Source organism: Hymenobacter actinosclerus, from assembly GCF_900111515.1.
GTDB classification, from domain to species: Bacteria; Bacteroidota; Bacteroidia; order Cytophagales; family Hymenobacteraceae; genus Hymenobacter; species Hymenobacter actinosclerus.
This window is the reverse complement of record NZ_FOHS01000001.1, coordinates 268,291-291,242: the sequence shown is the minus strand read 5'-3', so window position 1 is coordinate 291,242 and position 22,952 is coordinate 268,291. Positions and strand designations below refer to the sequence as shown.

Annotated in this window: 21 protein-coding genes; 12 read left to right on the top strand and 9 right to left on the bottom strand. The window is 61.8% G+C overall.

Annotated features, from left to right (window positions below; translation table 11 throughout):
* Positions 1–18 precede the first annotated feature (18 nt).
* Positions 19–723: a LytR/AlgR family response regulator transcription factor gene (locus BMY67_RS01240; protein WP_092767534.1), complete on the top strand. Its 705-nt coding sequence runs from the start codon at positions 19–21 to the stop codon at positions 721–723.
* A gap of 216 nt (positions 724–939) precedes the next feature.
* Positions 940–2,283: a serine hydrolase domain-containing protein gene (locus BMY67_RS01235; protein ID WP_092767532.1), complete on the top strand. Its 1,344-nt coding sequence runs from the start codon at positions 940–942 to the stop codon at positions 2,281–2,283.
* A gap of 85 nt (positions 2,284–2,368) precedes the next feature.
* Here the strand turns inward: BMY67_RS01235 and BMY67_RS01230 are convergent, their stop codons facing one another.
* Complete coding sequence (locus BMY67_RS01230; protein WP_092767531.1) at positions 2,369–3,001, bottom strand: T-complex 10 C-terminal domain-containing protein; 633 nt, start codon at positions 2,999–3,001, stop codon at positions 2,369–2,371.
* Between the two features lie 210 nt (positions 3,002–3,211).
* Between BMY67_RS01230 and BMY67_RS01225 the strand changes: the two genes are divergently transcribed.
* From BMY67_RS01225 to BMY67_RS01200, 6 genes are all read left to right on the top strand, one after another.
* A complete protein-coding gene (locus tag BMY67_RS01225) occupies positions 3,212–3,868 on the top strand; it encodes a head GIN domain-containing protein (RefSeq protein WP_092767529.1) in 657 nt (218 codons plus the stop codon).
* 201 nt (positions 3,869–4,069) lie between these two features.
* Positions 4,070–4,690, top strand: a complete 621-nt coding sequence (locus BMY67_RS01220; protein ID WP_092767528.1) for a pseudouridine synthase — start codon at positions 4,070–4,072, stop codon at positions 4,688–4,690.
* Between the two features lie 362 nt (positions 4,691–5,052).
* Positions 5,053–5,520, top strand: coding sequence for a cold shock domain-containing protein (locus tag BMY67_RS01215; RefSeq protein WP_092767526.1), 468 nt, complete (start codon positions 5,053–5,055; stop codon positions 5,518–5,520).
* A 374-nt stretch (positions 5,521–5,894) separates the two neighbouring features.
* Positions 5,895–8,183: a GEVED domain-containing protein gene (locus tag BMY67_RS01210; protein WP_092767524.1), complete on the top strand. Its 2,289-nt coding sequence runs from the start codon at positions 5,895–5,897 to the stop codon at positions 8,181–8,183.
* Positions 8,184–8,365: 182 nt separating this feature from the next.
* Positions 8,366–8,686, top strand: coding sequence for a DUF3817 domain-containing protein (locus tag BMY67_RS01205; protein ID WP_092767522.1), 321 nt, complete (start codon positions 8,366–8,368; stop codon positions 8,684–8,686).
* 126 nt (positions 8,687–8,812) lie between these two features.
* Positions 8,813–10,189, top strand: a complete 1,377-nt coding sequence (locus BMY67_RS01200; protein WP_092767521.1) for a DUF389 domain-containing protein — start codon at positions 8,813–8,815, stop codon at positions 10,187–10,189.
* A 217-nt stretch (positions 10,190–10,406) separates the two neighbouring features.
* On the opposite strand, the gene BMY67_RS01195 is transcribed toward BMY67_RS01200, so the two are convergent.
* Positions 10,407–10,871 carry a hypothetical protein gene (locus tag BMY67_RS01195; RefSeq protein WP_092767519.1) on the bottom strand — a complete coding sequence of 155 codons (465 nt, stop codon included), beginning with the start codon at positions 10,869–10,871 and terminating at the stop codon, positions 10,407–10,409.
* Between the two features lie 184 nt (positions 10,872–11,055).
* Here BMY67_RS01195 and BMY67_RS01190 point away from each other — a divergent pair, with 184 nt between their 5' ends.
* Positions 11,056–11,814 carry an SDR family NAD(P)-dependent oxidoreductase gene (locus tag BMY67_RS01190; RefSeq protein ID WP_092769525.1) on the top strand — a complete coding sequence of 253 codons (759 nt, stop codon included), beginning with the start codon at positions 11,056–11,058 and terminating at the stop codon, positions 11,812–11,814.
* Between the two features lie 107 nt (positions 11,815–11,921).
* On the opposite strand, the gene BMY67_RS01185 is transcribed toward BMY67_RS01190, so the two are convergent.
* On the bottom strand, positions 11,922–12,284 hold the full coding sequence (locus BMY67_RS01185) for a hypothetical protein (protein WP_092767517.1): 363 nt from the start codon (positions 12,282–12,284) through the stop codon (positions 11,922–11,924).
* A 360-nt stretch (positions 12,285–12,644) separates the two neighbouring features.
* Between BMY67_RS01185 and BMY67_RS01180 the strand changes: the two genes are divergently transcribed.
* On the top strand, positions 12,645–13,211 hold the full coding sequence (locus tag BMY67_RS01180; protein WP_245744828.1) for a C40 family peptidase: 567 nt from the start codon (positions 12,645–12,647) through the stop codon (positions 13,209–13,211).
* 196 nt (positions 13,212–13,407) lie between these two features.
* Positions 13,408–14,088 (top strand): YkvA family protein, encoded by a 681-nt coding sequence (locus BMY67_RS19795; protein ID WP_092767513.1) that lies wholly within the window; start codon positions 13,408–13,410, stop codon positions 14,086–14,088.
* 96 nt (positions 14,089–14,184) lie between these two features.
* Here BMY67_RS19795 and BMY67_RS01170 read toward each other — a convergent pair whose 3' ends face one another.
* The 6 genes from BMY67_RS01170 to BMY67_RS01145 all read right to left on the bottom strand — a co-directional run bounded on the left by BMY67_RS01170 (position 14,185) and on the right by BMY67_RS01145 (position 22,210).
* Entirely contained in the window at positions 14,185–14,469 is a 285-nt protein-coding gene (locus BMY67_RS01170) for an acyl carrier protein (protein WP_245744826.1), read from the bottom strand.
* A gap of 141 nt (positions 14,470–14,610) precedes the next feature.
* Positions 14,611–18,024, bottom strand: coding sequence for an efflux RND transporter permease subunit (locus BMY67_RS01165; RefSeq protein ID WP_092767510.1), 3,414 nt, complete (start codon positions 18,022–18,024; stop codon positions 14,611–14,613).
* A 66-nt stretch (positions 18,025–18,090) separates the two neighbouring features.
* Positions 18,091–18,453, bottom strand: coding sequence for a four helix bundle protein (locus tag BMY67_RS01160; protein ID WP_092767508.1), 363 nt, complete (start codon positions 18,451–18,453; stop codon positions 18,091–18,093).
* Positions 18,454–18,547: 94 nt separating this feature from the next.
* Positions 18,548–19,699, bottom strand: coding sequence for an efflux RND transporter periplasmic adaptor subunit (locus tag BMY67_RS01155; RefSeq protein WP_092767506.1), 1,152 nt, complete (start codon positions 19,697–19,699; stop codon positions 18,548–18,550).
* 109 nt (positions 19,700–19,808) lie between these two features.
* Positions 19,809–21,497, bottom strand: a complete 1,689-nt coding sequence (locus tag BMY67_RS01150) for a TolC family protein (RefSeq protein ID WP_092767504.1) — start codon at positions 21,495–21,497, stop codon at positions 19,809–19,811.
* A gap of 98 nt (positions 21,498–21,595) precedes the next feature.
* Positions 21,596–22,210, bottom strand: a complete 615-nt coding sequence (locus BMY67_RS01145; protein ID WP_092767502.1) for a TetR/AcrR family transcriptional regulator — start codon at positions 22,208–22,210, stop codon at positions 21,596–21,598.
* A 238-nt stretch (positions 22,211–22,448) separates the two neighbouring features.
* On the opposite strand from BMY67_RS01145, the gene ispF reads away from it, so the two are divergent.
* Positions 22,449–22,928: a 2-C-methyl-D-erythritol 2,4-cyclodiphosphate synthase gene (gene ispF / locus BMY67_RS01140; RefSeq protein WP_092767500.1), complete on the top strand. Its 480-nt coding sequence runs from the start codon at positions 22,449–22,451 to the stop codon at positions 22,926–22,928.
* The last annotated feature ends 24 nt before the right edge of the window (positions 22,929–22,952 follow it).

Genomic DNA, 22,952 nt, shown 5'->3' with positions numbered 1-22,952 from the left:
CACCTCATCCCCCAAGCCATGACCAACACGCCCGCGCCCGTTCGTTGCCTGATTGTGGATGATGAGCCGCTGGCCCACCAGGTGCTCAGCCAGTTTATCGGCCAGACGCCGGGCCTGACGCTGACGGGCAAATGCCGCAACGCCATCGAGGCCTACGAGCACCTGGCCCAGCACCCCGTCGATTTGCTGTTTCTCGATATTGAAATGCCGCTGGTCACGGGCCTCAACTTCCTCAAAAGCCTTACCCACCCGCCCAAAACCATCCTCACCACCGCCTACCGCGAGTACGCCTACGAGGGCTACGAGCTCGATATTCTCGACTACCTGCTCAAGCCCTTCAGCTACGAGCGGTTCACCAAGGCCATTGCCCGCCTGCCCGCCACCCAGCCCATCCCGCCCGCCGACGACGCGGCCGAGAAATACCTGCTGGTAAAGGAGCGCCAGGGCCTGCTGAAGGTTCCGCACCGCGACATTGTGTACGTGGAAGGCTGCAAGGATTACGTCAAAATCACGACCGCCACCAAGGCCTACCTGCTCCACCACACCATGAAGGAAATGGTGGCCGTGCTAGGCCCGGCTTTCGTGCGGGTGCACCGCTCCTTCATCGTGGCCGCCGCCCACATCCGCATGCTGCAGCCCGACAACGTGCTGCTGCTCGACAACACCCTGCTGCCCATCGGCAACTCGCACCGGGCCGAGTTGCTGGCCTATTTCAAGAAATAACCCCATCCGAATCAGCCCCTGCGCCGCAACCCCGCCCCTACTTTCAGGGCCTACCCGAACCCAGGGCTTAGCAAAAAACTGCATTGGCGTTGCACGATAACGCGGGCTTTATCAGGCCGTTGACGGCGGGATTAGGGGCGGTGGTTGAAAAGAATTCAACTTCTTCGATGTAGACTTTTCCTTTGGACTATCTTCTACCCTTAGCTCCCGCTCCTTATGCTCCGCAAGCTTCTTTCCGTGCTCGTGCTGCCGCTGCTGCTGGCCGGCACCGCCCCGGCCCAATCCACCCCGGCGGCCCCGTTCAATAAGCCCAGGCTCGACAGCCTGCTCACGGGCCTGGAGGCCAGCCACCGCGCCATGGGCAGCCTCACGCTGTCGCAGGATGGGAAGGTGGTGTACAGCCGCGCCTTTGGGCAGCAGCAACCGGGCGTGCCGGCCACCCCGGCCACGCGCTACCGCATCGGCTCCATCAGCAAGCTCTTCACGGCCACCATGCTCATGCAGCTGGTTGAGGAAGGCAGGCTGAAGCTGGACGCCCCGCTGGCCACCTGGTTTCCGCAGCTGCCCAACGCCGCCCGCATCACCCTCGACCAGCTGCTGCACCACCGTAGCGGCCTGCACGATTTCACCCGCGACGCGGCCTACCCGACCTACATGAGCACGCCCCGGACCCAGGCGCAGATGCTCACCACCATCGGCCAGCTGACGCCGGATTTCGAGCCTGGCGCCAGGTTCGAGTACAACAATACCAACTACGTGCTGCTGGGCTACATTCTGGAGAAAGCCGGCGGCCAGCCCTACGCCCAGGCTCTGCAAAAGCGCATTACCGGCAAGCTGAACCTGAAAGACACGTACTACGGCGGGCGCATCGACGGCAAAAAGCGCGAGGCGGCCTCGTTTAAATGGACCGGCAGCGCCTGGCAGCCCGAGCCCGAAACCGACATGAGCATCCCCGGCGGGGCCGGCGCCCTGGTTTCCACTACGCCCGACCTCGACCGCTTTATCGAGGGCCTGTTCGGGGGCAAGCTGGTGAAGCCGGCCAGCCTGCAACTGATGATGCCGCAACAGGACAACTACGGCATGGCCCTGCTGATGATGCCCTTCGACGGCAAAAAGGGCTACGGCCACAACGGCTCCATCGACGAGTTCCGCTCCACCGTCCTCTACTACCCCACCGAAAAGCTCGCCCTGGCCTACTGCCAGAATGGAGGCAACTTCCCCCTCAACGACGTGCTCATCGGCGCGCTGGCCAGCTACTTCGGCAAGCCCTACCGCCTGCCCGACCTGCGCCCTGCCACTTCGGTGAACGTTGTCGCCGCCGACCTCAACCAACTGACCGGCACCTACGCCAGCACCCAGATTCCACTTAAAATCACGGTTACGGCATCGGGCACCACCTTAACGGCGCAGGCAACGGGCCAGCCGGCCCTTCCGCTCACGGCCAAATCCAAAACCCAGTTCACCTTCGATCAGGCGGGCATTATGATGGATTTCGATGCCGCCCAGCACACGTTTACCCTGCGCCAGGGTGGCGGCAGCTACCTGTTCACCCGCGAGTAGCCTGCCAGTTAACGCTAAAAAAGCAAGGCCCCCGTCCGGAAAATCCGGGCGGGGGCCTTGCTTTTTGCTATTATCGGCTCGAAGGCTAGTCTTTCACCTTCACGTTGCCGTCGTCGGCGTCGGTTTTCACCTTGGTGCCGTCGGAGTATTTCACTTTGGTGTCGCCATCCTTGTCGATTTTGATGACTTTACCGTTCGAGTACGTGATTTTGGTGTCGCCGCCGAGGCGCTTTTCGCGCTTTACCACCGTCGGGCCGGCGGGCTTGGCGGGTGCGGCCTTCGCTACGGGCGCCGGGGCGGGCGTGTAGGGCGTGCCGGCGTAGTAAGTGTCGCGGTTGTTGGTGTAGGTAGTGTAGCGGTCCTCGTCGACAACGCTCTTTACCGTCTTGTCGGTTTCGTCGTTTACAGCGCGCTGAGCAGCATAATAGCCCACGGTGTCGGTTTTGTACTGGTTGTTTACTTCGGCGAAGCGGCGGCCCCGGTCGTAGTAGCCCCGGCCGATGGTCGACACGGCGGTGGTATCGTCGAGGTCAAGGTCGCTGGCAATCTGGGTTACCGTGCGGTCGGCATCGGCGCGGTAGTCCATGTTATCGTTCATCACCACGGCCGTATCGGCCGAAGGCGTAACGGCGGCATCCACGGCGGCCTGTTTGTCCTGGTTGCAGGAAACCACGGCCAGACTGGCAGCGGCAGAAAGTAAAAGCAGCGACTTATTCATGATAAAAAGGGTCAGGTGAAAGAAACTACGCGGCCGGATATAGGCCAGTAGCTATACTGGGGCCTGATACGGCGGCAGCCGCGTCCGGGTTATCGGGACGCGCGCCTGCCAACTATTCCGAACCGCGGCCGCGGGCCGGGCAACCCTTCGGCCGGGCGCCGCATCTATTCCGCTAGCTGTCTTACCTTCAACCCCTTACTTTCTACTGCCATGCCTACCCCATCCCTTTTACAAAAACTGGCCGCCACGGTGCTGTTGGGCCTTTTAAGCGCCGGCAGCAGCTGGGCGCAACAGCTGCGCCCGGTGGGCAGCTTCGACAAGCTACGGGCCAGCAGCGCCTGCGACGTGGTGCTGACGCAGGGGGCGGCCACCAGCGTGAAAGTGGTAACCGACGCCGAACTGGAGCGCTACATCAAAACCGAAGTAGCGGACGGGGTGCTTGTGATTTACCGCGCCAAAGACGCCCCGGCGAGCCTGTTCAACCAAAAAAAGGTGACCGTGTACGTGACCTGCCCGCGCCTGACCGGCCTGCAGGCCAGCGGCGCGTCCGATATCAAAAGCACCTCCACCTTCGAGGCCGACAACTTCAGCATCGAGGCCAGCGGCGCCTCCGATGTAACGCTGGGCCTCAACACCCGGCAGCTAACGGTAACGGCCAGCGGCGCCTCCGATATCAAGCTGACGGGCCGCGCCGACCGGCAGCAAATCCGCCTTAGCGGCAGCAGCGACTACCACGCCAGCAACCTGCAAAGCCAGCAGGCCGACGTGCAGGCCAGCGGCTCTTCCGACGCCTACGTGGCGGCCGTACAGCTCACCTCCCGCGCCTCGGGCTCCAGCGACATTCACAACAAAACCCGCCCCCAATAAGGCGACAGGCAGGTTTCCGGCACCCTCCGCAGGTGCCCGCAGCAAGTCTGCGGGCACCTGCGGAGGGTGCTTTCCGGCCGCTGTTTGCCTTGGTGGGAAGCGCTATCCTGCCTGGTCGATTTGCCCGAAGCGTTGGGAAGAGTTGGCGGTTGGCCGCAGTCCGGGCCCCGTGGGCGGCCCCGTATCGTACCTTTGCCAGCCATGACTGAACCCCGCCACTTTCTGCTGTACAAGCCCTTCGGTTACCTGAGCCAGTTCCGGAGTGAAGACGCCCGGGAAGCCCGGAAAAAGCGGTTTCTGGGCGAATTGCACGACTTCCCGGCGGGCACCATGGCCATTGGCCGCCTCGACGAGCACAGCGAGGGGCTGCTGCTGCTCACCACCGACGGGCTGGCGAGTGAGCGAATCCGCCGCAAGGATGTGGAGAAGGAATACTACGCCCAGCTCGACGGTAGCATCACCGATGAGGCCCTGGCCCGCCTGCGCACCGGCGTCGAAATCAGCGTGGAGCACCAGCCCTACCAGACGCTGCCCGGCGCTGCCCACCGCCTGCCCGGCGCCCCCGATTTGCCGCCCCGCCCCCGCAAAATCCGCGACGACCGCCACGGCCCCACCAGCTGGGTGAGCATTGCGGTTACCGAGGGCAAAAACCGCCAGGTGCGCAAAATGACGGCCGCCGTGGGCTTTCCTACACTCCGGCTGGTGCGCGTCCGCATTGGCGGGGTGGTGCTGGCCGATATGGTGCCGGGCGAAGTGCGCGAAGTAGCCGATGTGGTAGCCCTGGTGCTGGCGCCGGTGACCGTCCAGGCCCTGTCGGCCTAGCCTTACCACGCCGCCCGTTGTTGCCGCGACGGGCGCTGCCGGGGCACGTTCGGGCGCGGGCGGGTGGCGGCCGTCCTCGCCTGCAATATAGCCGCGGGGTGTTCTTTTTGCCGGAATTATGGCGTAACTTTACCCCTGCCGCTATTGCTTAGCCCCGGCCGCGCTGGTTTGTTCCGCGCCCCTCAGCCTTCCTGCAACGCGGCGCCCCTGGCTTCCGGCCCCGCTGTACCCGTGCCCTTCCGGCAGAGTTCAATATAGGAACTTTGCTAGATTATGGGCTGTTTCAACCAGGTAAGCGGCTTTTTTTATCATCACAGCTCCTGCTTCGCAGGGGCGAATCTGACATCAATCGAACACATTATATGGGTAGATCACAGGCCACCTTCGGCAAAAGGGAGAACGAGAAGAAACGACTGAAGAAGCGCCAGGAAAAGGCGGAGAAGAAGGAGGAGCGCTTAGCCAACTCCAGCAAAGGCCAGGGTCTCGAGGAGATGCTCGCTTATGTTGACGAGAACGGCAACATCGTGGACACTCCCCCGGATCCGACCAAGAAGAAGAAGGAGATTCCGCTCGAAAGCATCCGCATTGGTGCTATCCGGCAGGAAGACATGGAGGAAGAAGATCCGGTGCGGACCGGCTCGGTTACCTTCTTCAACGACTCGAAAGGCTACGGCTTCATCAAGGACTCGGCTACGCAGCAGAGCGTATTTGTGCACGCCAACAATCTGGGCAGCCTCACCATCAAGGAAAACGACAAGGTGACCTTTGAGGTAGAGATGGGCCAGAAAGGCCCGAGCGCCTTCAACGTAAAAATGGCGGTAGCGGGTTAATACCCCGGTTTCCGGCAATGCCAGCAGCGGCGACTACTCCGAAAGGGGTAGTCGCCGCTGCCATTCAGGGCCAGTTGGCCGCGGGGTGCGGGGAACCGGCCAACTGAATATAATTATGGCTTCCGGAATAAAGACAATTTATCCTGCCGGTCCGGGCCGATAGCGCCGCCAGGGTCCGAATTGGCTTTTTTGAACAGCTGGCTGCAGATCACCCCTTTGACAGCACGGCCAAGAACCTATGGATCAAACCTATATATGAGAAATAAATATAGCGGCCGTTTCCTGATTAATAATACATTTGCCGGATAGCGCAACAGGTCATCCAGCTGCGGCGCTTGTTTGCCCTCTCTTTTCCACAACCAACCTTCTTTTCCATGAACAAGCTTTATGCCTACGGGCTCGGTGTGGCCCTACTGTCCGCCGCCGCCACACCGGCCCCCGCCCAAAACCGGCCCGCTGGCCCCACCTACTCGCTGGGGAGCCCACAAAACCTGGCCCGGCAGCTCGAAATGGAAGTGGCCTCCGACCTGGCCCGCCGCCAGCCCAAGCCCACCGTTTCGCTGCGGGTGGCCGCCAACAAGGACTTCACCGGCCAGGTGAACTACCGCGAAGACCTGGCCTCGACCGGCGAATACCTCATCGGCGAGCTGGCCGGCGTGCCCAACTCGTCGTTTTTTCTGCGGGTAGAAGGTAATCAGGTGGAGGGCAACATTGTGCTGCGCGATGCCAAGCGGGCCTACCGCTACTCGACCGACGCCCAGGGCAATGCCCAGGTACAGGAAGTTGACATCAACCAGGTAATCTGCATCGACTACGATAAGCCCGTGGGTTACCAGGCGCCCGAGCCGGCCGCGGCCAACCGCGGCACCGCAACGGCGGCCGCCATTGCCTCGCTGCAGAGCCTGCCCGGCGCCAAGGGCTGCATTTACATCGACCTCGACGGGCAGTACGTATCGGGCACGCCCTGGAACAACGGCAACCCGATTGACGCCGCGCCTTCGGGCATTCAGAACGACGCGGCCAAGGTGCAGGCGTTCTGGGAGCTGGTGAGCGAGGATTTCCGGCCGTTCGATATGAACGTGACCACCGACGAGGCCGTGTTCAACGCCTACCCCAAGAACATGCGCATGCGCGTGATTGTGACGCCCACCACTACGGCAGCCCCCGGCGCCGGCGGCGTGGCCTACGTGACGTCGTTCCGCTACAACAACGACACGCCCTGCTGGGTGTTCATGAGCGACCCCAAGTCGGGGGGTGAGGCGGCCTCGCACGAGGTGGGCCACACGCTGGGCCTGAGCCACGACGGCCGCACCAGCCCCAGCGAAGGCTACTACCAGGGCCAGGGCACCTGGGCCCCGATTATGGGCGTGGGCTACTACAAGCCGGTTACGCAGTGGAGCAAGGGCGAATACAATAGCGCCAACAACAAGGAGGACGATCTGGCCATCATCAGCAGCTCGACCTACAACGTAGGCTACCGCGCCGACGACCACGGCAACTCGACCGGGGCCGCCACGCCCCTGGCCCGCAACGGCAACGCCCTGACCGGCAACGGCCTCATCGAGCGCACCGACGACCAGGACTACTTCAGCTTCACGACCAGCGGCGGCGCGGTCAGCTTCAACGTGAACACCGTGGCCCGCTACGGCAACCTCGATGTGATAGTGCGGCTGCTCGACAGCGCCGGCGGCGTGGTGGGCACCTTTGATACCAGCGGCAGCCTCAACGCGACGGTCAGCACCACGCTGGGGGCCGGCACCTACTTTGTGCAGGTGGATGGCACCGGCTCAGCCAACCCCGCAACCGATGGCTACTCTGATTACGGCTCGATAGGCTCGTTCACGGTTAGCGGTACGGCCCCGACCGGCGGCACCACGCCGCCAACGCCGCCTACCCCACCCACGCCGCCCACCAATCCGCCGGTGGTCGTTACGTACTGCGCCAGCAAGGGCAGCAACGTGAGCTACGAGTGGATTGACTTGGTGAAGCTGGGCTCCATCAACCGCACCTCGGGCAAAGACGGCGGCTACTACGACGGTACCGCGCTCAATACCAACATTGCAGCCGGCTCGTCGCAGACGATTAACATTTCGGCGGCCTTCGCCTCGACGGCCTACTCCGAGAACTGGCGCGTGTACATCGACTACAACCAGGACGGCGACTTCACCGATGCCGGCGAGACGGTGGTGTCGGGCTCTTCGTCGAGTGCCGGTACGCTGTCGGCCACCTTTACGGTACCGTCTTCAGCCAAAACCGGTAAAACCCGCCTGCGCGTAACCATGAGCGACAATGCCGCCACCACCAGTTGCGGCAACTACAGCTACGGCGAAACCGAGGATTACTCGGTTACCATCACCGAAGGCGCGGGCGTAGCGGCCGGCACCGAGACCTACGTAGCGGCCCAGAGCGCCTCGGTGGGCGACGGCAACTTCGATAAGGCCCTGACACTGTATCCGAACCCAACGGCCAGCGTGCTCAATATCGTGCTGGCCGGTAAGGCCCCGGTGGTATCGGCTTCGGTTACCGATCTGCGCGGCGCCAACGTGGCCAATGCCCGCTTCGAAAACGGTCAGCTGGACGTGGCCAACCTGGCCAGTGGCGTCTATCTGCTCACCGTCTCCGATGGTCAGAAAACCTTCCACGAGCGGTTCGTGAAGCAGTAACCGGGCCCTGACCGATGCTGATGCGCGCAACGGCGGCAGTTTCTTCGGAAGCTGCCGCCGTTGGTGCGTTCGGGCAGAACGCCCGGGAGCCGGCCAAAAAGGCCGCAGCAGGTGAGGACGAGGCCGCCGGCGTACCTTTGCACCCGAGCGGCCGTTTTCTGCGGCCTCCGTTCGTTGTGCTTATGAAACAGTTTTTTGCTTCCTCGCTGGGCCGTCTGCGGCTGGTTGGATTTCTGGAAGGGCTTTCGTTTTTGGTGCTGCTGGGCATTGCCATGCCGCTGAAGTACTTTTTCGGCCAGCCGACGGCCGTACGGGCCGTTGGCACGGCCCACGGCGCCCTGTTCGTACTCTACTGCCTGCTCGTTATCGGAGCGGCGGTGCGCTACAGCTGGTCGTGGCGCAAAACGGCGCTGGCTTTCGTGGCGTCCATTATACCTTTCGGCACTTTCTGGGCCGATATGAAGCTGTTTCGCGACGACGAGTCGGCTGGCGAAGCCCGGTAGCGGCGGCCCGAAGCCGGATGCTTTCTTTACGGCCAAATGCGAGGTAGCCCTTTTGCGCTGCTGCTGCCTTGCTAAGGCCCTGTTTCGGGGGCCGCTGCCGCCGCTCTATCCTCTTGCCCCGCTCCCATGAATTTTGTGCTTGTGCTGCTCCGCTGGCTGCGCCGCCGCTTCGACCTGACCCAGGACATGGGCACGCCCGCCGACATTGTGCAGGACGTGGAAGACGGGCTCATGTTCAAGGGGACCAACCTGTGGGTGCTCATGTTCGCCATTCTGGTGGCGTCGGTGGGGCTGAACGTCAACTCGACGGCCGTGGTAATTGGCGCCATGCTGATTTCGCCGCTCATGGGCCCCATCGTGGGCATTGGGTTCGGGGCGGCCACAGTGCGGGTCGAGATTATCCAGTGGGGCCTTTCCAACCTGCTGCTGGCTACGGTTATCAGCCTGCTGGTATCGGCCATGTACTTCCGGCTCACGCCCCTCACCGAGGCCGGCACCGAGCTGCTGGGCCGCACCGTGCCCACCACCTGGGATGTGCTGATTGCCCTGTTTGGCGGGGCGGCCGGGGCCGTGGCCCTCACCCGGCGCGAGAAAAGCAACGTGCTGCCCGGCGTAGCCATTGCCACCGCCCTAATGCCCCCGCTGTGTACGGCCGGCTACGGGCTGGCCACTGCCCAGTGGCAGTACATGCTGGGGGCTCTTTACCTGTACTTCATCAACTGCGTTTTTATCGTGCTTTCCACGCTGCTGGTAGTGAAATTGCTGCCCATTGCGCGGGCCACGTTCACGGATGATGCCCGCGCCCGGCGCGTGCAGCTGACGGTGTGGGGCCTGGCCCTGCTTACGGCCGTGCCCAGCGTGTACCTGGCCGCTGGCATCGTGCAGCGCACGGTGTTCACCCACAATGCCCAGCGCTTCATCGAGGAGCAGTGCACCCTGGCCAATTCGTACGTAGCCACCCGGCGCCTCGACCCCGAAACCAGCACCATCAACATCCTGTTTGCCGGCCAGCGCCTCACGCCCCCCCAGATCCAGACCCTGCACAACCGGCTGGCTGATTACAGCTTGGAAGACGCCAGGCTAATTGTGCGTCAGGGCCTGGGCCGTCTCGATTCGACCGATGCCCTTTCGCTGCGAACCAGCCTGCTGGAAGACGTGCGCGACCTGGGCCAGCAGACGCTGGCCAGCTACGACGACCGCCTGACCCAGCGCATTCAGCGCATTGTAGTGGCCAGCACCGTGGTTTCCACCGGCCTGCCTTCCGACTCCGCCCTGCTGCGCGAGGTGCAGATTGAGCACCCGCTGGTGCAGCAGCTGGGCACCAGCAGCGTGGTGCAGTCGGCCACCGACTCGCTCCGTGCCGATACGCTGGTAGTAGTAGCCATTCGTTCGCGCCAGCCTCTGCCGGTGCCCGAAGCCCAGCGGCTGCGCCAGTGGCTGAAACTGCGTAGCGGCACCCGCCACCGTGTCCGCCTGCTGGAGCAGACTGCGCCGGCCCGGTAGTGGGTGGCGTAGTAATGCAGGCATACGCTGCCGGACTTCCTCAAGCGGGCTGAAGCTGAACCATAGCGCGGGCGTAACCTCCGGAAAGCCTACCAAGCACGAAGCCCCTGCCGTCAGTGCAGACGGCAGGGGCTTTGTGGTTGGTAGGCGTAGGGCCGGGTGAGAAGCGGGCTGCTTTGCGGGCTTTAGCTACGGCAGGTTGCTTCTCCCCTGCTTTTTACTCGGTTTTCGTTGTGCGGCCCCGGTACACCGACTCGCTGCTGCGCTGCCAGGTGTCGTCGTTGTCGGAATCATCGTGGGAGGCCGCCGCGGAACTACGGCTTTTGTTGCTGGCGGAGCGCAGTGCCAGCCAGCTCAAGCCGCTTACCAGCAGGGCGCCGCCTACTACTTTCTGGGTCGGGCTGAGGCGGTTTACCTGCTCCACGGCTTTCGAGCCCAGGTCTTTGGCCTGCTTGGAAAGCTGGTTCACATCGATGTTCTGCAGCCACTGCTGCTGGCCGAGCCAGTTCTTGGCCTGGGCTTCCAGGCCGCCTTCGGCGCCGTCCTGGCCCTGGTCTGCTTTACGGCTGGTGCCCTGCGGCTGCTGGTCGCGGGCAGTGTCGCCGGCTTCGGAGTGAGCGGGCGTGAACGATACGTGCTTAGCAGCGGCCTCGCCGGCCGGGTTGTTTTTTGAAGTGCTCATAACAATGGAAGAGTAACGTGGATGAATTGCCAACGGGCGAACCCGGGCTTGCCCGGTTGTATTCGTGAAAAGGCCACCCGAAGTTGCCTTTGGCGCCGTTGTTTTGGCCAGCGGTGGTTGGGCGGCCCTAAACATCCGGCCGGGCTACCAGTTGGGGTACTACTCTTTTTATAACCCGCTGCTCATGCCCTCCACTGCCATTGCCGACGCGGCCCGCCGCTTTCAGGATAAAGTTTGTTTCGTTACCGGCGCCACCTCGGGCATTGGCCGGGCCACGGCTGTGCGCCTGGGCCGCGAAGGGGGCCGCGTGGTCATTATCGGCCGCAACACCGACGAGGGCAAAGAATCAGTGAGCCTGGTGGAGCAGGCCGGCGGAGAGGCCCTGTTCATCCGCTGCGACGTGGGCAAAGACAGTGAACTGACACGGGCCGTGGAGCGCACGCTCAAGCAATGGGGCCGCATCGATGTGCTCATCAGCAACGCCGCCATGATGACCTTCGACCCCATCACCAAGCTCGACCCCAAAGACTGGGACCAGCTGATGAGCGTGAACCTGCGGGCCCTGTTCCGGCTCACCCAACTCTGCCTGCCCCACATGAAGGGCGGCGCCATTGTGGCCGTCAGCTCGGTGCATGCCTTCCAGACCACGCCCAACGTAATACCCTACGCCGCCAGCAAGGGCGCCACCGATGCCTTCGTGCGGGGCCTGAGCCAGGAAATACCGCACACCCACGCCCGCGTAAATGCCGTAGCGCCCGGCGCCGTGGATACGCCCATGCTCTGGAGCAACCCCAACGTGAAAAGCGGCCAGGAAAAAATTACCGGCCAGGTGGGCACGCCCGAAGAGCTGGCCGCCGCCATCTGCTTCCTGGCCTCATCCGAAGCCAGCTTCATCAACGGCACCACCCTGGTCGTCGACGGTGGCCGGCTGGCGGCGCTTTGAGGTGATATGGTGAAATAGTGAGCTGGTGAGTTGCTGTTCGAAAGGTTTCCCAGCGCCACTTGCGCAATCAGGCCTTTCGAACAGCAACTCACCATCTCACCATATCACTATCTCACCTTCGGGCTGGGGTGGCGCTCGGCGGCGGTGGGCAGCGGGCGGCCCTGGGTGTAGTGGTGGGCGTCGCGCTCGGCCGCGGCGCGGGCCTGTACCTCGAACGGGATGTGGTAGTAGCCGTGGCGGGCCCAGCCCCAGAGGTAGCGCACCAGAAACCCCAGCCGGCCGTACTGCTCGAACTGCCGGATGTGCTCCATCTCGTGCGCCACCCAGAACGGGTCGCGCAGAAACTGCTCGCGCGTAACGCCGCTCAGATGAATGCTGCGGCCCAGCACCATGGCCACGTTCGGGGCCGCCAGTTTCAGCCGGGCCAGCCGGGCGAAGGGCGAGTTTTCCACAATGCGGGCTACCTGCATAAGGCAATAATGAGGAAATGCGAAGGGCGTGATGTACGTAATATTATTCGGGCAAGTTGAGCAAGTTGCAAGACTATTCGAAAAATTCGTTGACTTATTACAAGAATATTCTGTTTTAGCCGCATTTTTCCTTGGTGTTTCGGGTTGCCTCGACTTAGCTTTACCCCACGCCTCTGTCCGGCCAGTCCGGAAAGCAGGGAGCTACTGTCACTTCTTTCGCTTTTGCCATCCGGACTACCGGTTGCCTATCGAGTAACGAACACCTTTTTGGAACAGCCCGGCCCTGCCTGCCGAAGCTGCCAGCACCCCTTCCGACGGACAATGAAAAACAGCATCCTCTATTGCCTCGCCGCGGCCGCCATGGTCCTCTCTTTTTTCTTTGAGCAAGCCCCCGCCGCGTCTGGCAACCTAGTGGTTGCTTCTTCCCAACAAGCCTCCCTGCTCAGCGGCCTCGTGCCCGCTTTCGAGGGCGACAACTCCCGCACCCTCTCCTCTTCCGATTCGGTGGCCTACGACAAGGTAGCCGAGCGGTTGGGCATCGAGACCAACTACACCGAAAACCAGTCGTTGCTGGCCACGGTGGCCTCGTGGCTGGGCACGCCCTACCGCTACGGCAGCAGCAGCAAAAAGGGCACCGACTGCTCGGGCTTCGTTACCCGTGTTTTTCAGGAAGTGTACGGCCTCACGCTGCAGCGCAGCTCGCGCTCCATGTTCGGCACCGTGAAGCGGGTTGATAAGGACGAAATGCAGACCGGCGACCTGGTGTTCTTTCGCCGGGGTCCGGGCCAGCCCATCTACCACGTGGGCATCTACCTGAAGGACAATAAGTTTGCTCATGCTGCCTGCAACGGCGGCGTAATGGTTAGCTCGCTGCGCCAGGCCTACTACAGCCGCAACTTCTACGCCGCCGGCCGCGTCGACCGGTAGGCAGCCCCCGGCTCCGTTATTTCCTGTTTTACAACCCCGCCCCGTCCTTCCCGTCGGGGCGTAGTTGTGTAGATGCCTGGGGGCGGTTTTGTGGGCTGGGGGTGGGCAGAGGCGGGCAAAACCATTTTGGCCTGATAGAGTATAGCACAACATCGGCGCTAAAGCCGGTATCTCCCTTTCTATTTTCAACATCTCCATGGATAAGCAAGACCCTAAAGGACAGGATATAGCCTCTTCGGCCCTGTTCAAAAAATTTCTCGGCAAGGCAGAGGAATACGTGAAAAAGCCCACGCGCATGAAGCAGCTGCTGACTGAGGCGTACGAGAAAGCCAGCAGCAAGAAGGACGTCGGCTCTATTGCCCACGAGGCCTGGGAAACGATGCAGACCATGTTCCGGCTCATCAAGCTCTCGGCATCGGGCGAGTACACGGGCCTGCCCACCTCGACGGTAGTAGCTGCCGTGGCCGTTACCATCTACTTCCTGAGCCCCATCGACCTGATTCCGGACTTTATTCCGGTACTGGGCCTGCTCGACGATGTCGCGCTGGTGGCCTGGTTCAGCACCACTATTCAGGACGAGCTGGTGAAGTTTGCCGAGTGGGAACAGACCCGCCCGACGCTGGTCGTGGAACCCAAAGACCAGCCCGCAACCGGCTCCACCAAGCCGGCTGCCTCATCTGATAATACCTCGGCCAAGGTAGGCAACATGGGCTCGGAGGCCAACAAGCCGCCGGTAGCAACCCCGGCCCCCGATATGGCCTCGGCCACTGCCACCCAGGCCGACGTAGCCGCCAACACCACCGACAGCAGCCGCGAGCCCAACCTCTCTACCCAGGACCGCCCCGCCGGCGGCAACCTGGGCGGCAACGTCCGCTAGAGTCTGCTAGCTGTTAGCTGTTAGCTGTTAGCTGCATAAGAAAGCCCCGTCTGAACTATCAGACGGGGCTTTCTTATGCGCTAACAGCTAACTAACCTACGCGGCCTGGGCGGTGGTGGGCGTGTGGGTGGCCACGTAATTAACGAAGTCGCCCACGGTGGTCAGAGGCACTTCATCCGGAATAACGATGTGGAAGTTGCGCTCCAGTTCCAGAATGATGTCGACAACATCCACGGTGTCGAAGCCCAGCTCACGGCTCAGGTCGCTACCGATACGCAGGCGCCGGGCCTTGATGGCCTTGCGCTTGCTGATGATGCGCAGCACCTGCTGCTGAATGGTTTTGGAGGCGGTTGTGGTGGAGGCGTACATGAAACGAGCCAACAGAGAGTAGAAAAAGCAGAATGAGGCCGGCAGCTGGGCCTTTTGCGCCCGTTCGGGCGAAGGAGTGCGGAGTTGGCCGGAATGGTTGCAAGGCTCCGCAAAAAAAGCTCCGGAAAGAAGTACTTCCCGGAGCTTGCTGATTTACACGTTGGCCAGAATAGGTGGCGTGGCGGCGTCTACCTCTTCCTGGTCGGCCGGCACCTCGGGCTCGCCCTTGATGCGGGTTTTCAGGCTTTCAGTAATCAGGTACATCACCGGCACTACCACCAGCGTGATGAGCGTGGCGAACACCAGACCGAAGATGATGGTCCAGGCCAGCGGGCCCCAGAACGTTACCGACTCGCCGCCGATGAAGATGTTGGGGCTGCCCGAGTTGAACAGCTCGTAGAAGTCGACGTTCAGGCCGATGGCCAGCGGAATCAGGCCCAGCGTGGCGGCCGTGGCCGTCAGGATTACCGGGTTGAGACGGGTGCGGCCGGCCAGCACGATGGCCTCGCGCAGGGGCATGCCCTGGTCGCGCAGCATGTCGGTGAATTCAACCAGCAGAATACCGTTTTTCACCACGATACCGGCCAGCGCGATAATGCCCACGCCCGTCATCACGATGCTGATGTTCATGCCCGTAATGGCCAGGCCCAGCAGTACGCCGATAACCGAGAAGATGATTTCGATGAGGATGATAATCGGCTTGCTGATGGAGTTGAACTGCATCACCAGAATCAGGAAGATGAGGCCGATGGCGCTGACGGCGGCAATGCCGAGGAAGTCGGAGGTTTCCTTCTGGTCTTCCTGGGCACCCCCCATTTTCACGGTGTAGCCGGGCGTTACGGGGAACGAGCGGAGCGCCGTTTCAATCTGGCGCACCACGTCGGGGCCCGTAAAGCCACCGAGCACGTTCGAGGAGATGGTGATAACGCGCTTCACGTCCTTGCGCTTGATGCCGCCGTAGGTCGTGCCGTAGCGTACATCGGCCACCGAGGCGATGGGCACCTGGCGTATCTGGCCCGTGGCGTCGCGGAAGGTCAGGGGCGAGTTCAGGATGGCGTCGATGTCGGAGCGGTAGGGCTCGGCGTAGCGCACCTGAATCGGGTACTCGTCGTCGGGGGTCTTGAATTTGCTGGCCTCGGTGCCATAAATGGCCGTGCGCACTTCCATCCCAATCTGGGCGGTGCTGATGCCCTCGCGGTTGGCGCGCACCCGGTTGATGTCCACGGCAATTTCGGGGTTGCGGTCTTCCAGGTTGGAGCGTAGCTGCTCGATGCCGCCGATGTTCTTCGACTCGATGTAGCGGGTTACGTCCTTGGAAAGCTTAATCAGCGTCGGGTAGTCGTCGCCGGCTACCTCAATGGCGATGGGCTTGCCGGTAGGCGGGCCGCTGCTTTCCTGGTCGACCGAAATTTCGGTGCCCGGAATGCCTTTCACCACTTTGCGAATCTCATCCATGTAGATGGCCGTCGACTGGCCGGTTCGCTCGCTCATCTCTTTGAAAGCCACGGCCACTTTGGCCAGGTTGGATTGCGAGGTACCGGCGGCCGTGGCTTCGCCGGGGTCGGCGGCGCCGATGGCCACGTTGGTAATCACCGATTCCACGTCGTGGTTATCCTTGCCGATAACGCTGTAGATGCGCTGTTCGAGCACGCGGGCCACCGAGTCGGTTACCTCCACGCGGGTGCCCACCGGCATTTTCAGGTAGGTGTAGATGAACTTGGGGTCGCCCTTAGGGAAGAAGTCGACCTTGGGGCCGCGGGCCACGATGGCCACAATCGACACCACAAACAGCACGACCATGCTCAGCATAATAGCCTTCGGCCACGAAATAGCCCAGCCCACGAGGCGGCCATAGGCGTTCTGGAAGCGCGGCAGCACTTTGGTCTGGAAGCCGGCAATCAGGTGCACGAACACGAAGCGGTTCAGAATCACGAGCACGGCGAGCGTGAGCATTAGGCTGCCTACGAAAGTCGAGCCCACTAGGAAGCCCACGAGGGCAATGGCCACCAGCACGCCAATACCGATGGAGAGCGGCCGGTCCCACTGGGGCTTCTCGCCCAGGTGGTGGTCTTCGCGCTCCATGAAGCTCACGGCAAACACCGGGTTCATAATGAAGGCCACGATAAGCGACGACATCAGCGTCAGAATCAGCGTAACGGGCAGGTAGAACATGAACGAGCCCACAATGCCGGGCCAGAACATGAGCGGCACGAACGGCGCCACGGTCGTCAGCGTACCGGCCAGTACCGGAATGAATACCTCGCCGGCGGCGTACTTGGCGGCCTGGGCCGTTGTCAGCTCGGGGTGCTCGTGCAGCAGGCGGTGGGTGTTTTCAATTACCACAATGGCGTCGTCGACCACAATACCCAGCGCCAGCAGGAAGGCGAAGAGCACAATCATGTTGAGCGAGAAGTCGAAGGTCGGCAGCAGCACGAAGGCCAGGAACATGCTCAGCGGCACCGACAAACCCACGAACAGGGCGTTGGTGGTGCCCATGAAGAACATCAGAATCAGCGTTACCAGGATAAAGCCGATGATGATGGTGTTGATCAGGTCGTGGAGCGTAACGCGGGTGTCGTTGGAGGTGTCGCCGGTTACGGTGATGGTCAGCTCCTTGGGGAGCGTCAGCTTGGAGTCGGCAATGATTTCCTTGATTTTGTCGGAGGCGTCAATCAGGTTTTCACCCTGGCGCTTCACCACGTTCAGGGTTACGGCCGGCTTGCCATCGAGGCGGGCAAACGACTCGCGGTCCTTGAAGCCGTCGGTAACGGTGGCAATGTCGCCGAGGCGCACGGCCGAGCCGTTGAGGTTCTTGATCTGGATGTTGGCGATATTATCGGCCCGCACGTACTGGCCCGCCACGCGCACGGCACGCTTCTGGTTGCCCACGTCCACGGTACCGCCCGAAATGGTCACGTTCTCCGAACCAATGGCCCGGCTGATGTCCGAGAAGCTCAGGCGCGAAGCCCGGAGCCGGTTCAGGTCCACGTCCACGTTCACCTGCTGGTCGAGGGCCCCGATGATATCCACGCGGGTGATTTCGGGCAGAGCCTCAATCTTGTCCTGGAAGTCGTCGGCGAACTTTTTCAGCTGGCTGATGGGCAGGTTGCCGGCCAGGTTGATGTTCATGATGGGCAGCTCCGACAGGTTGACTTCCTGCACGGTGGGCGGCGAGGGCAAATCGTTGGGCAGCTCGGAGCTGGCCTTGTCCACGGCGTCCTTGATGAGCTGCTTGGCATACTGCACGTCGACGCCAGAGGTAAACTCCACGTCTACAATACAATAGTCCTGGTTCGAGGTCGAAGAAATCTTCTTCACCCCGTTCACGCTCTTGATTTCCTTCTCAATCTGGCGCGTCACCAGGTTTTCAATGTCGGTAGGCGAAGTGCCGGGGTAAATCGTGGCCACGATAATACGCGGAATTACGATGTCCGGAAATTTCTCCTTGCCCAGGTTGATATAGGCGAAGATGCCCATAATGGTGAGCACCAGCGTGACGATGTAAATCGTCGTCTTATTGTCAATGGACCAACTGGTGGGTCCGAATTCTTTTCCGGTGTCCTGCATGGCGGTGGGGAGCTACAAGCTACAAGCTGCAAGCTGCAAGCATTGGTCTGTTGGCCCTTTAGGTGTTTATTGAATCTCTTTTTCCAGACGGCGCATAAATGCTTGAAGCATCATTTGCTCCTCCCGAACAATGGAAAGCAGTGGTGTTAGTTCATCAAGTGATACAAGCCCAATCCGTTCAGTTATTAATAGTTGCGTTTCCACTTCAAAAGTCGAACCCAACGCTATTTCCAGGAACCGCTTGTAGTCCCTGGCGCTACCCCGACTGCTACCCTCCGCAATGTTGCTCGGAATAGAAACCGCGGCCCGGGTTAACTGACTACGCAAGCCAAACAATTCCTCTTTAGGTAACTGCCGCGCCACCGCATAAACCCCCGCCACAATGTTCATCCCCTTCTGCCACACTAAAAGCTGCTGGAAATGGCGCATCTACTTTGAGGTTAGGGCTGCATGCCGCAAGTTTTTGTGAGGACAGGCGAAAAGAACAGCACTTGAAGCTTGCAGCTTGTGGCTTGCAGCTCAATTACAAACTAACCGCCTGTCCCTCGTTCAGATTCTGGTAGCCGGCTGAGATAACCTGGTCGCCGGTTTGCAGGCCCTGGGTTACTTCGACTTTGCCGTTGTAGGTGTTGCCTACCTGAATAACGCGCTTGGCGGCCACTTTCTTGCCGCCTTTTTCGTCCACGACCAGCACGAAGCTGTTCTGCTCGTCGCGCTGTACCAGATCGACGGGTACTACGGTGGCGTTCTGGCGGTTGTAGTTGAGGATGCGCACGTTGGTTACCATGTTGGGGCGCAGGCGGCCGGCTTTGCCGGGGTCGGCCAGGCGCAGCTCCACCGTGAAGGTCCGGCTGGTGGGGTTGATGGTGCTGGTTACCACGCGTACGGTGGCGGGCAGGTCGCTTTCACCCAAATCGGGGATGGTGACCAGGGCCTTGTCACCCACCTTGATGCTGTTGGCGTAGGCCTCCGATACATCAACCACGATTTTGCCGCTGCCGCTGCTGCTGAGCAGCTTCACCACGGGCGCGCCGGGGGCTACGGTTTCGCCCAGCTTGGGCAGCACGTCATCCACGGTGCCGGCGAAGGGCGCTACCACCCGGTACAGGTCGCGCTGGCGGTTGAGGGTGGCTAGGTTGCTTTGCAGGGCGCGGTAGTTGTTGCGGGCTTGCAGGAACTGGATTTCGGTGCCAATCTGCTGGTCCCAGAGGCGCTTCTGCTTTTCGTACACCACCTTGGCCAGGTCCATGCGCACCTTCAGCTCGGCCACGCTGGCGTCGAGTACGGCGGCATCCACGGTGGCCAGGGTCTGGCCCTTGCGCACCCGGTCGCCGCGCTTCACGCTGAGCGTGGTGAGCGTGCCGGCCGCGCGGGCCGATACGGTGGCGTTCTGGTCGAAATCAACCCGGCCCTGCACTTCGAGGTAGCTCTTGAAGTCCTCGTTGGTCACCTTGATAACCGATACCGGCGTAGCCTGCAAGGCCTTTTCGGCATCCGTGGGGCCGGTTTTGGCTTCCAGGTCCGAAATTTTGGCTTGGGTGGTAGCCTGCTCCTGCTTGAGCTTGGCCAGCTCCGCCGCCGGGTCCTTGGAGCCGCAGGAGGCCAGGGAGCCGCAAGCTGCAAGCCACAAGCCACAGGCCGCGATGCGCGAAGGAGTAATTGAAACGAAAGACATATGTAAGGGAAGCTAGGAGTTAGAAGCTGGGAGCTAGAAGAAGGGAATGGAGAGGTCTGGAGTAGGAATTCAAAGCAATTTTAGCTTCTAGCTCCTATCTTCTAGCTCCTCAATTAGATGCTTTGCGGAACAGTTCGCCGGTGGCTTTGTCGCGGTCGACCTTGGCTACCAGCACATCGTAGAGGGCGGCGTAGTAGTTGGTCTGGGCTTCGCGCAGGTTGGTTTCGGCCGAAATCACCTCCAGGTTGGCACCGACGCCCTCCTGAAACTTGATGCGAGACACGCGGGCCACTTCCTCGGCCAGGCCCAGGTTGGCGCGCTGATTGTCGAGCACGTCGAGGGCGTTGATGAGGCTGGTGCGGCTCTGGGCATCCTGCAAGTCGATGCTCTGGCGCAGGGTTTCGAAGCCCCGCTCAATGGTCTGCTGCTGAATGCGCGACTGCTGCACCAGATACTTGCGGCGGAAGCCGTCGAACACCGGAATCTGCAAGCTCAGGCCCACGTTGCCGAAGCCAAACCAGTTCTGGTTCGAGAAGCCGTTGCCGGTGCGCGAGTTGGGCCCGCGAAACGCAAACAGGTCGCTGGCATTCTGCCCCGAGCCCGAGAAACCATAGGCGGCCGTCGCGAGCAGGCGCGGGTAGGCCCCGGCCCGACGGTTGGCCAAATCGAGGCCGGCCAGGGCCTGCTGGGTTTCGAGGGTGCTGAACTCGATGCGGTTGTTGTAGTTGATGGCGCCGGCCAGCTGGCCGGTGCGGGCGCCGCTCAGGGCCGTCTGCTGGTCCTGGGCACGCTGGTCGGCGTTATCGGTGGTAGTCGGAGCCGGGGCCGAAGGCACGTCGCCGAGGCCGCTCGCGCCGCCGCCGGTTTTGAAATCGGCCGCTCCGAGGCTGCGCCGCAGGGTGCCGGCATCTACGAGGGCAGTGCTCAGCGAGTCGCTCAGGGCCACGGTCTGGCTCTGGGGCAGGCCCATCTGAAACTTAAGCAGCGCCACGCTCAGCTCGGTGAGGCGGCTGGCTTTCTGCTGCTCCACCACCAGGTTGTTGCGCTGCACCTGCAGGCGCTGCACATCGAGCTTCTCGGCGAAGCCCGCCTTGAATGTTTCACTGGTCTGATAAAGCAGCGTATCGAGGCGCTGCACGTTGCGCGAGAGCAGCTGGAGCCGCTCGCGGGCCACCAGGGTGCTGTAGTAGGCCTTGCTCACCTGCTCCACCACGTCGATTTCGGCCTGCTGGGTCTGCTTCTGCGCCAGCTCCTCGTACACTTTGGCCGCTTTCAGGCCAATGAGGTAGGCGCCGTCGAAGAGCAGCTGCGACACCGAGGCACTGGTGTTGCCGGCCCATTGCAGGCCAAAGGCAAACGCCTGGGGCGGTACCGGGTCGGAAGGCAGCGTTACCGTGCCCAGGTTCACCGTCTGCCCGTTCTGGGCGGCCGCAATATCCTGCGGCGTGAGCGTGGTGGCCGACTGTCCGCCGCCCAGCGCCCCGAAGTTCACCAGGCTCTTCTGCAGCTTGAAGTTGTCGGCCACATTGGCCACCACGTTCACCTGCGGTAGGCCCGCCGACCGGATTTCGCCCACTTTCGCCTTAGCCGACTGCTCGCCGAGGCGGGTAGACAGCAGCGTTGGCTTGTTTTTCACGGCGTAGTCGATGGCCTGCTTGAGGCTCAGCGGCAGCGTGCCGGCAGTGGCATCCAGGGAGGAGCCCAGCGCGGGCTGAGCCGTTTGGGCCAGCGCCGCCCCGGCCGGGGCCAGCAGGCCCGACCCGGCGGCCAGCAGCAAAAGGCGAAGGTTCTTTTTCATATAAATGGGAAGCAGGAGTTGCTTTTGTAGTGCTTGATGCGTGGTTGGTAGCGCTTAGGTCCTATTGGGGTTCAAACCAGGCGCCAGGCCCCAGAAATCTATTCTTCTTCGGTTACGTGGCGGTACTCATTAACGAGCTTGTGGCCCTTGAGCGTGACCATGCCCAGCAGAAAGTGCTCGTTGCAGGCCAGCTGCACCCGCGGCTGCCCGAAATGGACGTGCGGAAACACGTCGGCGTCGAACAGGATGTCAATCTGGGCCAGGCGCAGGCGCGACAGCACTTCCACGTCGAGGTCGGGGCGGTAGAGGCCCTCGGCAATGCCGCGGTGCAGGTTGTCCTGAATCTGGCTGAGGATGTACTTGTTTTTATGGTCGTGGAACAGCTGCCAGGCGGCCGGGTAGTACTTGCGCAGGTCGTGCACGGTGTTGGGGTTCACCTCGGAGAACTGCCGCTTGGCCCACTCCATCATGCGCACCATCTCGTCCACGGCGTTGTCGGCCGCGCCGGCAATGCCGGCGCACTCGTCCTGCACCCCGTGCAGGTGGCCCCCAATCACACCCGACACCAAATCGTCCTTGTTATCGAACCACTTGTAGAGCGTTTTTTTGGAGATACCCAGGTCGGAGGCAATGTCATCCATCGACACGCTTTTTATCCCGTTGCGGGTGAAAAGCGTCAGGGCGGATTGCAGAATTCGGTCTTTGATTTCCATAGCGGAGTGCAAAGGTACGCAGGAAACTTTAAATGAGTTGTTGGTTTCCATAGATATTTCCTAATCCTTCGCCCCTACCCTGCCAGGGCGCTTCTGGCCGCTGCTGCAACTGCGGTTTTCAGCTTCCGCCGTGGCCCGCTTTTGCTGCTGCCGGGCTGCCGGTTCGCCCGGCCTGGTTTGGCCGGCGGGCAGCTTTGGGCCGAAGCCGTAACTTGCCCGCTTTCCAACGCTCCTCTCCATGAAAATCCGCACTGGCTTCGGCTACGACGTTCATCAGCTCCAGGAAGGGCTACCCTTCTGGCTCGGCGGCATCCTGGTGCCCCACACCCACGGCGGCCTCGGCCACTCCGACGCCGACGTGCTCATTCACGTGATTTGCGACGCGCTGCTGGGCGCGGCCAACCTGCGCGACATCGGCTTCCACTTCCCCGACACCGACCCGCAGTATAAAGGCGTCGACTCGAAGCGTCTGTTGGCCGAAGTTGCGCGTCTGTTGCGCGAGAAAGGCTACACCATTGGCAACATCGACTCCACCATCTGCCTCGAAGCGCCCAAAGTCAACCCCCACATCCCCGAAATGCAGCGCGTGCTGGCCGAGGTACTAGGCATTGCGGCCGACGACGTCAGCATCAAAGCCACAACCACCGAAAAGCTCGGTTTTGTGGGCCGCCGCGAAGGCGTGGCGGCGTATGCTTCGGTGCTGATTGTGAAGGAGTAACGCGCGCCTTTATCATCCTGAGCC

Excerpts from the sequence above, each read along its gene's own strand:
- BMY67_RS01240 (WP_092767534.1), top strand. The coding sequence starts at position 19 with ATGACCAACACGCCCGCGCCCGTTCGTTGCCTGATTGTGGATGATGAG.
- BMY67_RS01235 (WP_092767532.1), top strand. The coding sequence starts at position 940 with ATGCTCCGCAAGCTTCTTTCCGTGCTCGTGCTGCCGCTGCTGCTGGCC.
- BMY67_RS01230 (WP_092767531.1), bottom strand. The coding sequence starts at position 3,001 with ATGAATAAGTCGCTGCTTTTACTTTCTGCCGCTGCCAGTCTGGCCGTG.
- BMY67_RS01225 (WP_092767529.1), top strand. The coding sequence starts at position 3,212 with ATGCCTACCCCATCCCTTTTACAAAAACTGGCCGCCACGGTGCTGTTG.
- BMY67_RS01220 (WP_092767528.1), top strand. The coding sequence starts at position 4,070 with ATGACTGAACCCCGCCACTTTCTGCTGTACAAGCCCTTCGGTTACCTG.
- BMY67_RS01215 (WP_092767526.1), top strand. The coding sequence starts at position 5,053 with ATGGGTAGATCACAGGCCACCTTCGGCAAAAGGGAGAACGAGAAGAAA.
- BMY67_RS01210 (WP_092767524.1), top strand. The coding sequence starts at position 5,895 with ATGAACAAGCTTTATGCCTACGGGCTCGGTGTGGCCCTACTGTCCGCC.
- BMY67_RS01205 (WP_092767522.1), top strand. The coding sequence starts at position 8,366 with ATGAAACAGTTTTTTGCTTCCTCGCTGGGCCGTCTGCGGCTGGTTGGA.
- BMY67_RS01200 (WP_092767521.1), top strand. The coding sequence starts at position 8,813 with ATGAATTTTGTGCTTGTGCTGCTCCGCTGGCTGCGCCGCCGCTTCGAC.
- BMY67_RS01195 (WP_092767519.1), bottom strand. The coding sequence starts at position 10,871 with ATGAGCACTTCAAAAAACAACCCGGCCGGCGAGGCCGCTGCTAAGCAC.
- BMY67_RS01190 (WP_092769525.1), top strand. The coding sequence starts at position 11,056 with ATGCCCTCCACTGCCATTGCCGACGCGGCCCGCCGCTTTCAGGATAAA.
- BMY67_RS01185 (WP_092767517.1), bottom strand. The coding sequence starts at position 12,284 with ATGCAGGTAGCCCGCATTGTGGAAAACTCGCCCTTCGCCCGGCTGGCC.
- BMY67_RS01180 (WP_245744828.1), top strand. The coding sequence starts at position 12,645 with ATGGTCCTCTCTTTTTTCTTTGAGCAAGCCCCCGCCGCGTCTGGCAAC.
- BMY67_RS19795 (WP_092767513.1), top strand. The coding sequence starts at position 13,408 with ATGGATAAGCAAGACCCTAAAGGACAGGATATAGCCTCTTCGGCCCTG.
- BMY67_RS01165 (WP_092767510.1), bottom strand. The coding sequence starts at position 18,024 with ATGCAGGACACCGGAAAAGAATTCGGACCCACCAGTTGGTCCATTGAC.
- BMY67_RS01160 (WP_092767508.1), bottom strand. The coding sequence starts at position 18,453 with ATGCGCCATTTCCAGCAGCTTTTAGTGTGGCAGAAGGGGATGAACATT.
- BMY67_RS01155 (WP_092767506.1), bottom strand. The coding sequence starts at position 19,699 with ATGTCTTTCGTTTCAATTACTCCTTCGCGCATCGCGGCCTGTGGCTTG.
- BMY67_RS01150 (WP_092767504.1), bottom strand. The coding sequence starts at position 21,497 with ATGAAAAAGAACCTTCGCCTTTTGCTGCTGGCCGCCGGGTCGGGCCTG.
- BMY67_RS01145 (WP_092767502.1), bottom strand. The coding sequence starts at position 22,210 with ATGGAAATCAAAGACCGAATTCTGCAATCCGCCCTGACGCTTTTCACC.
- ispF (WP_092767500.1), top strand. The coding sequence starts at position 22,449 with ATGAAAATCCGCACTGGCTTCGGCTACGACGTTCATCAGCTCCAGGAA.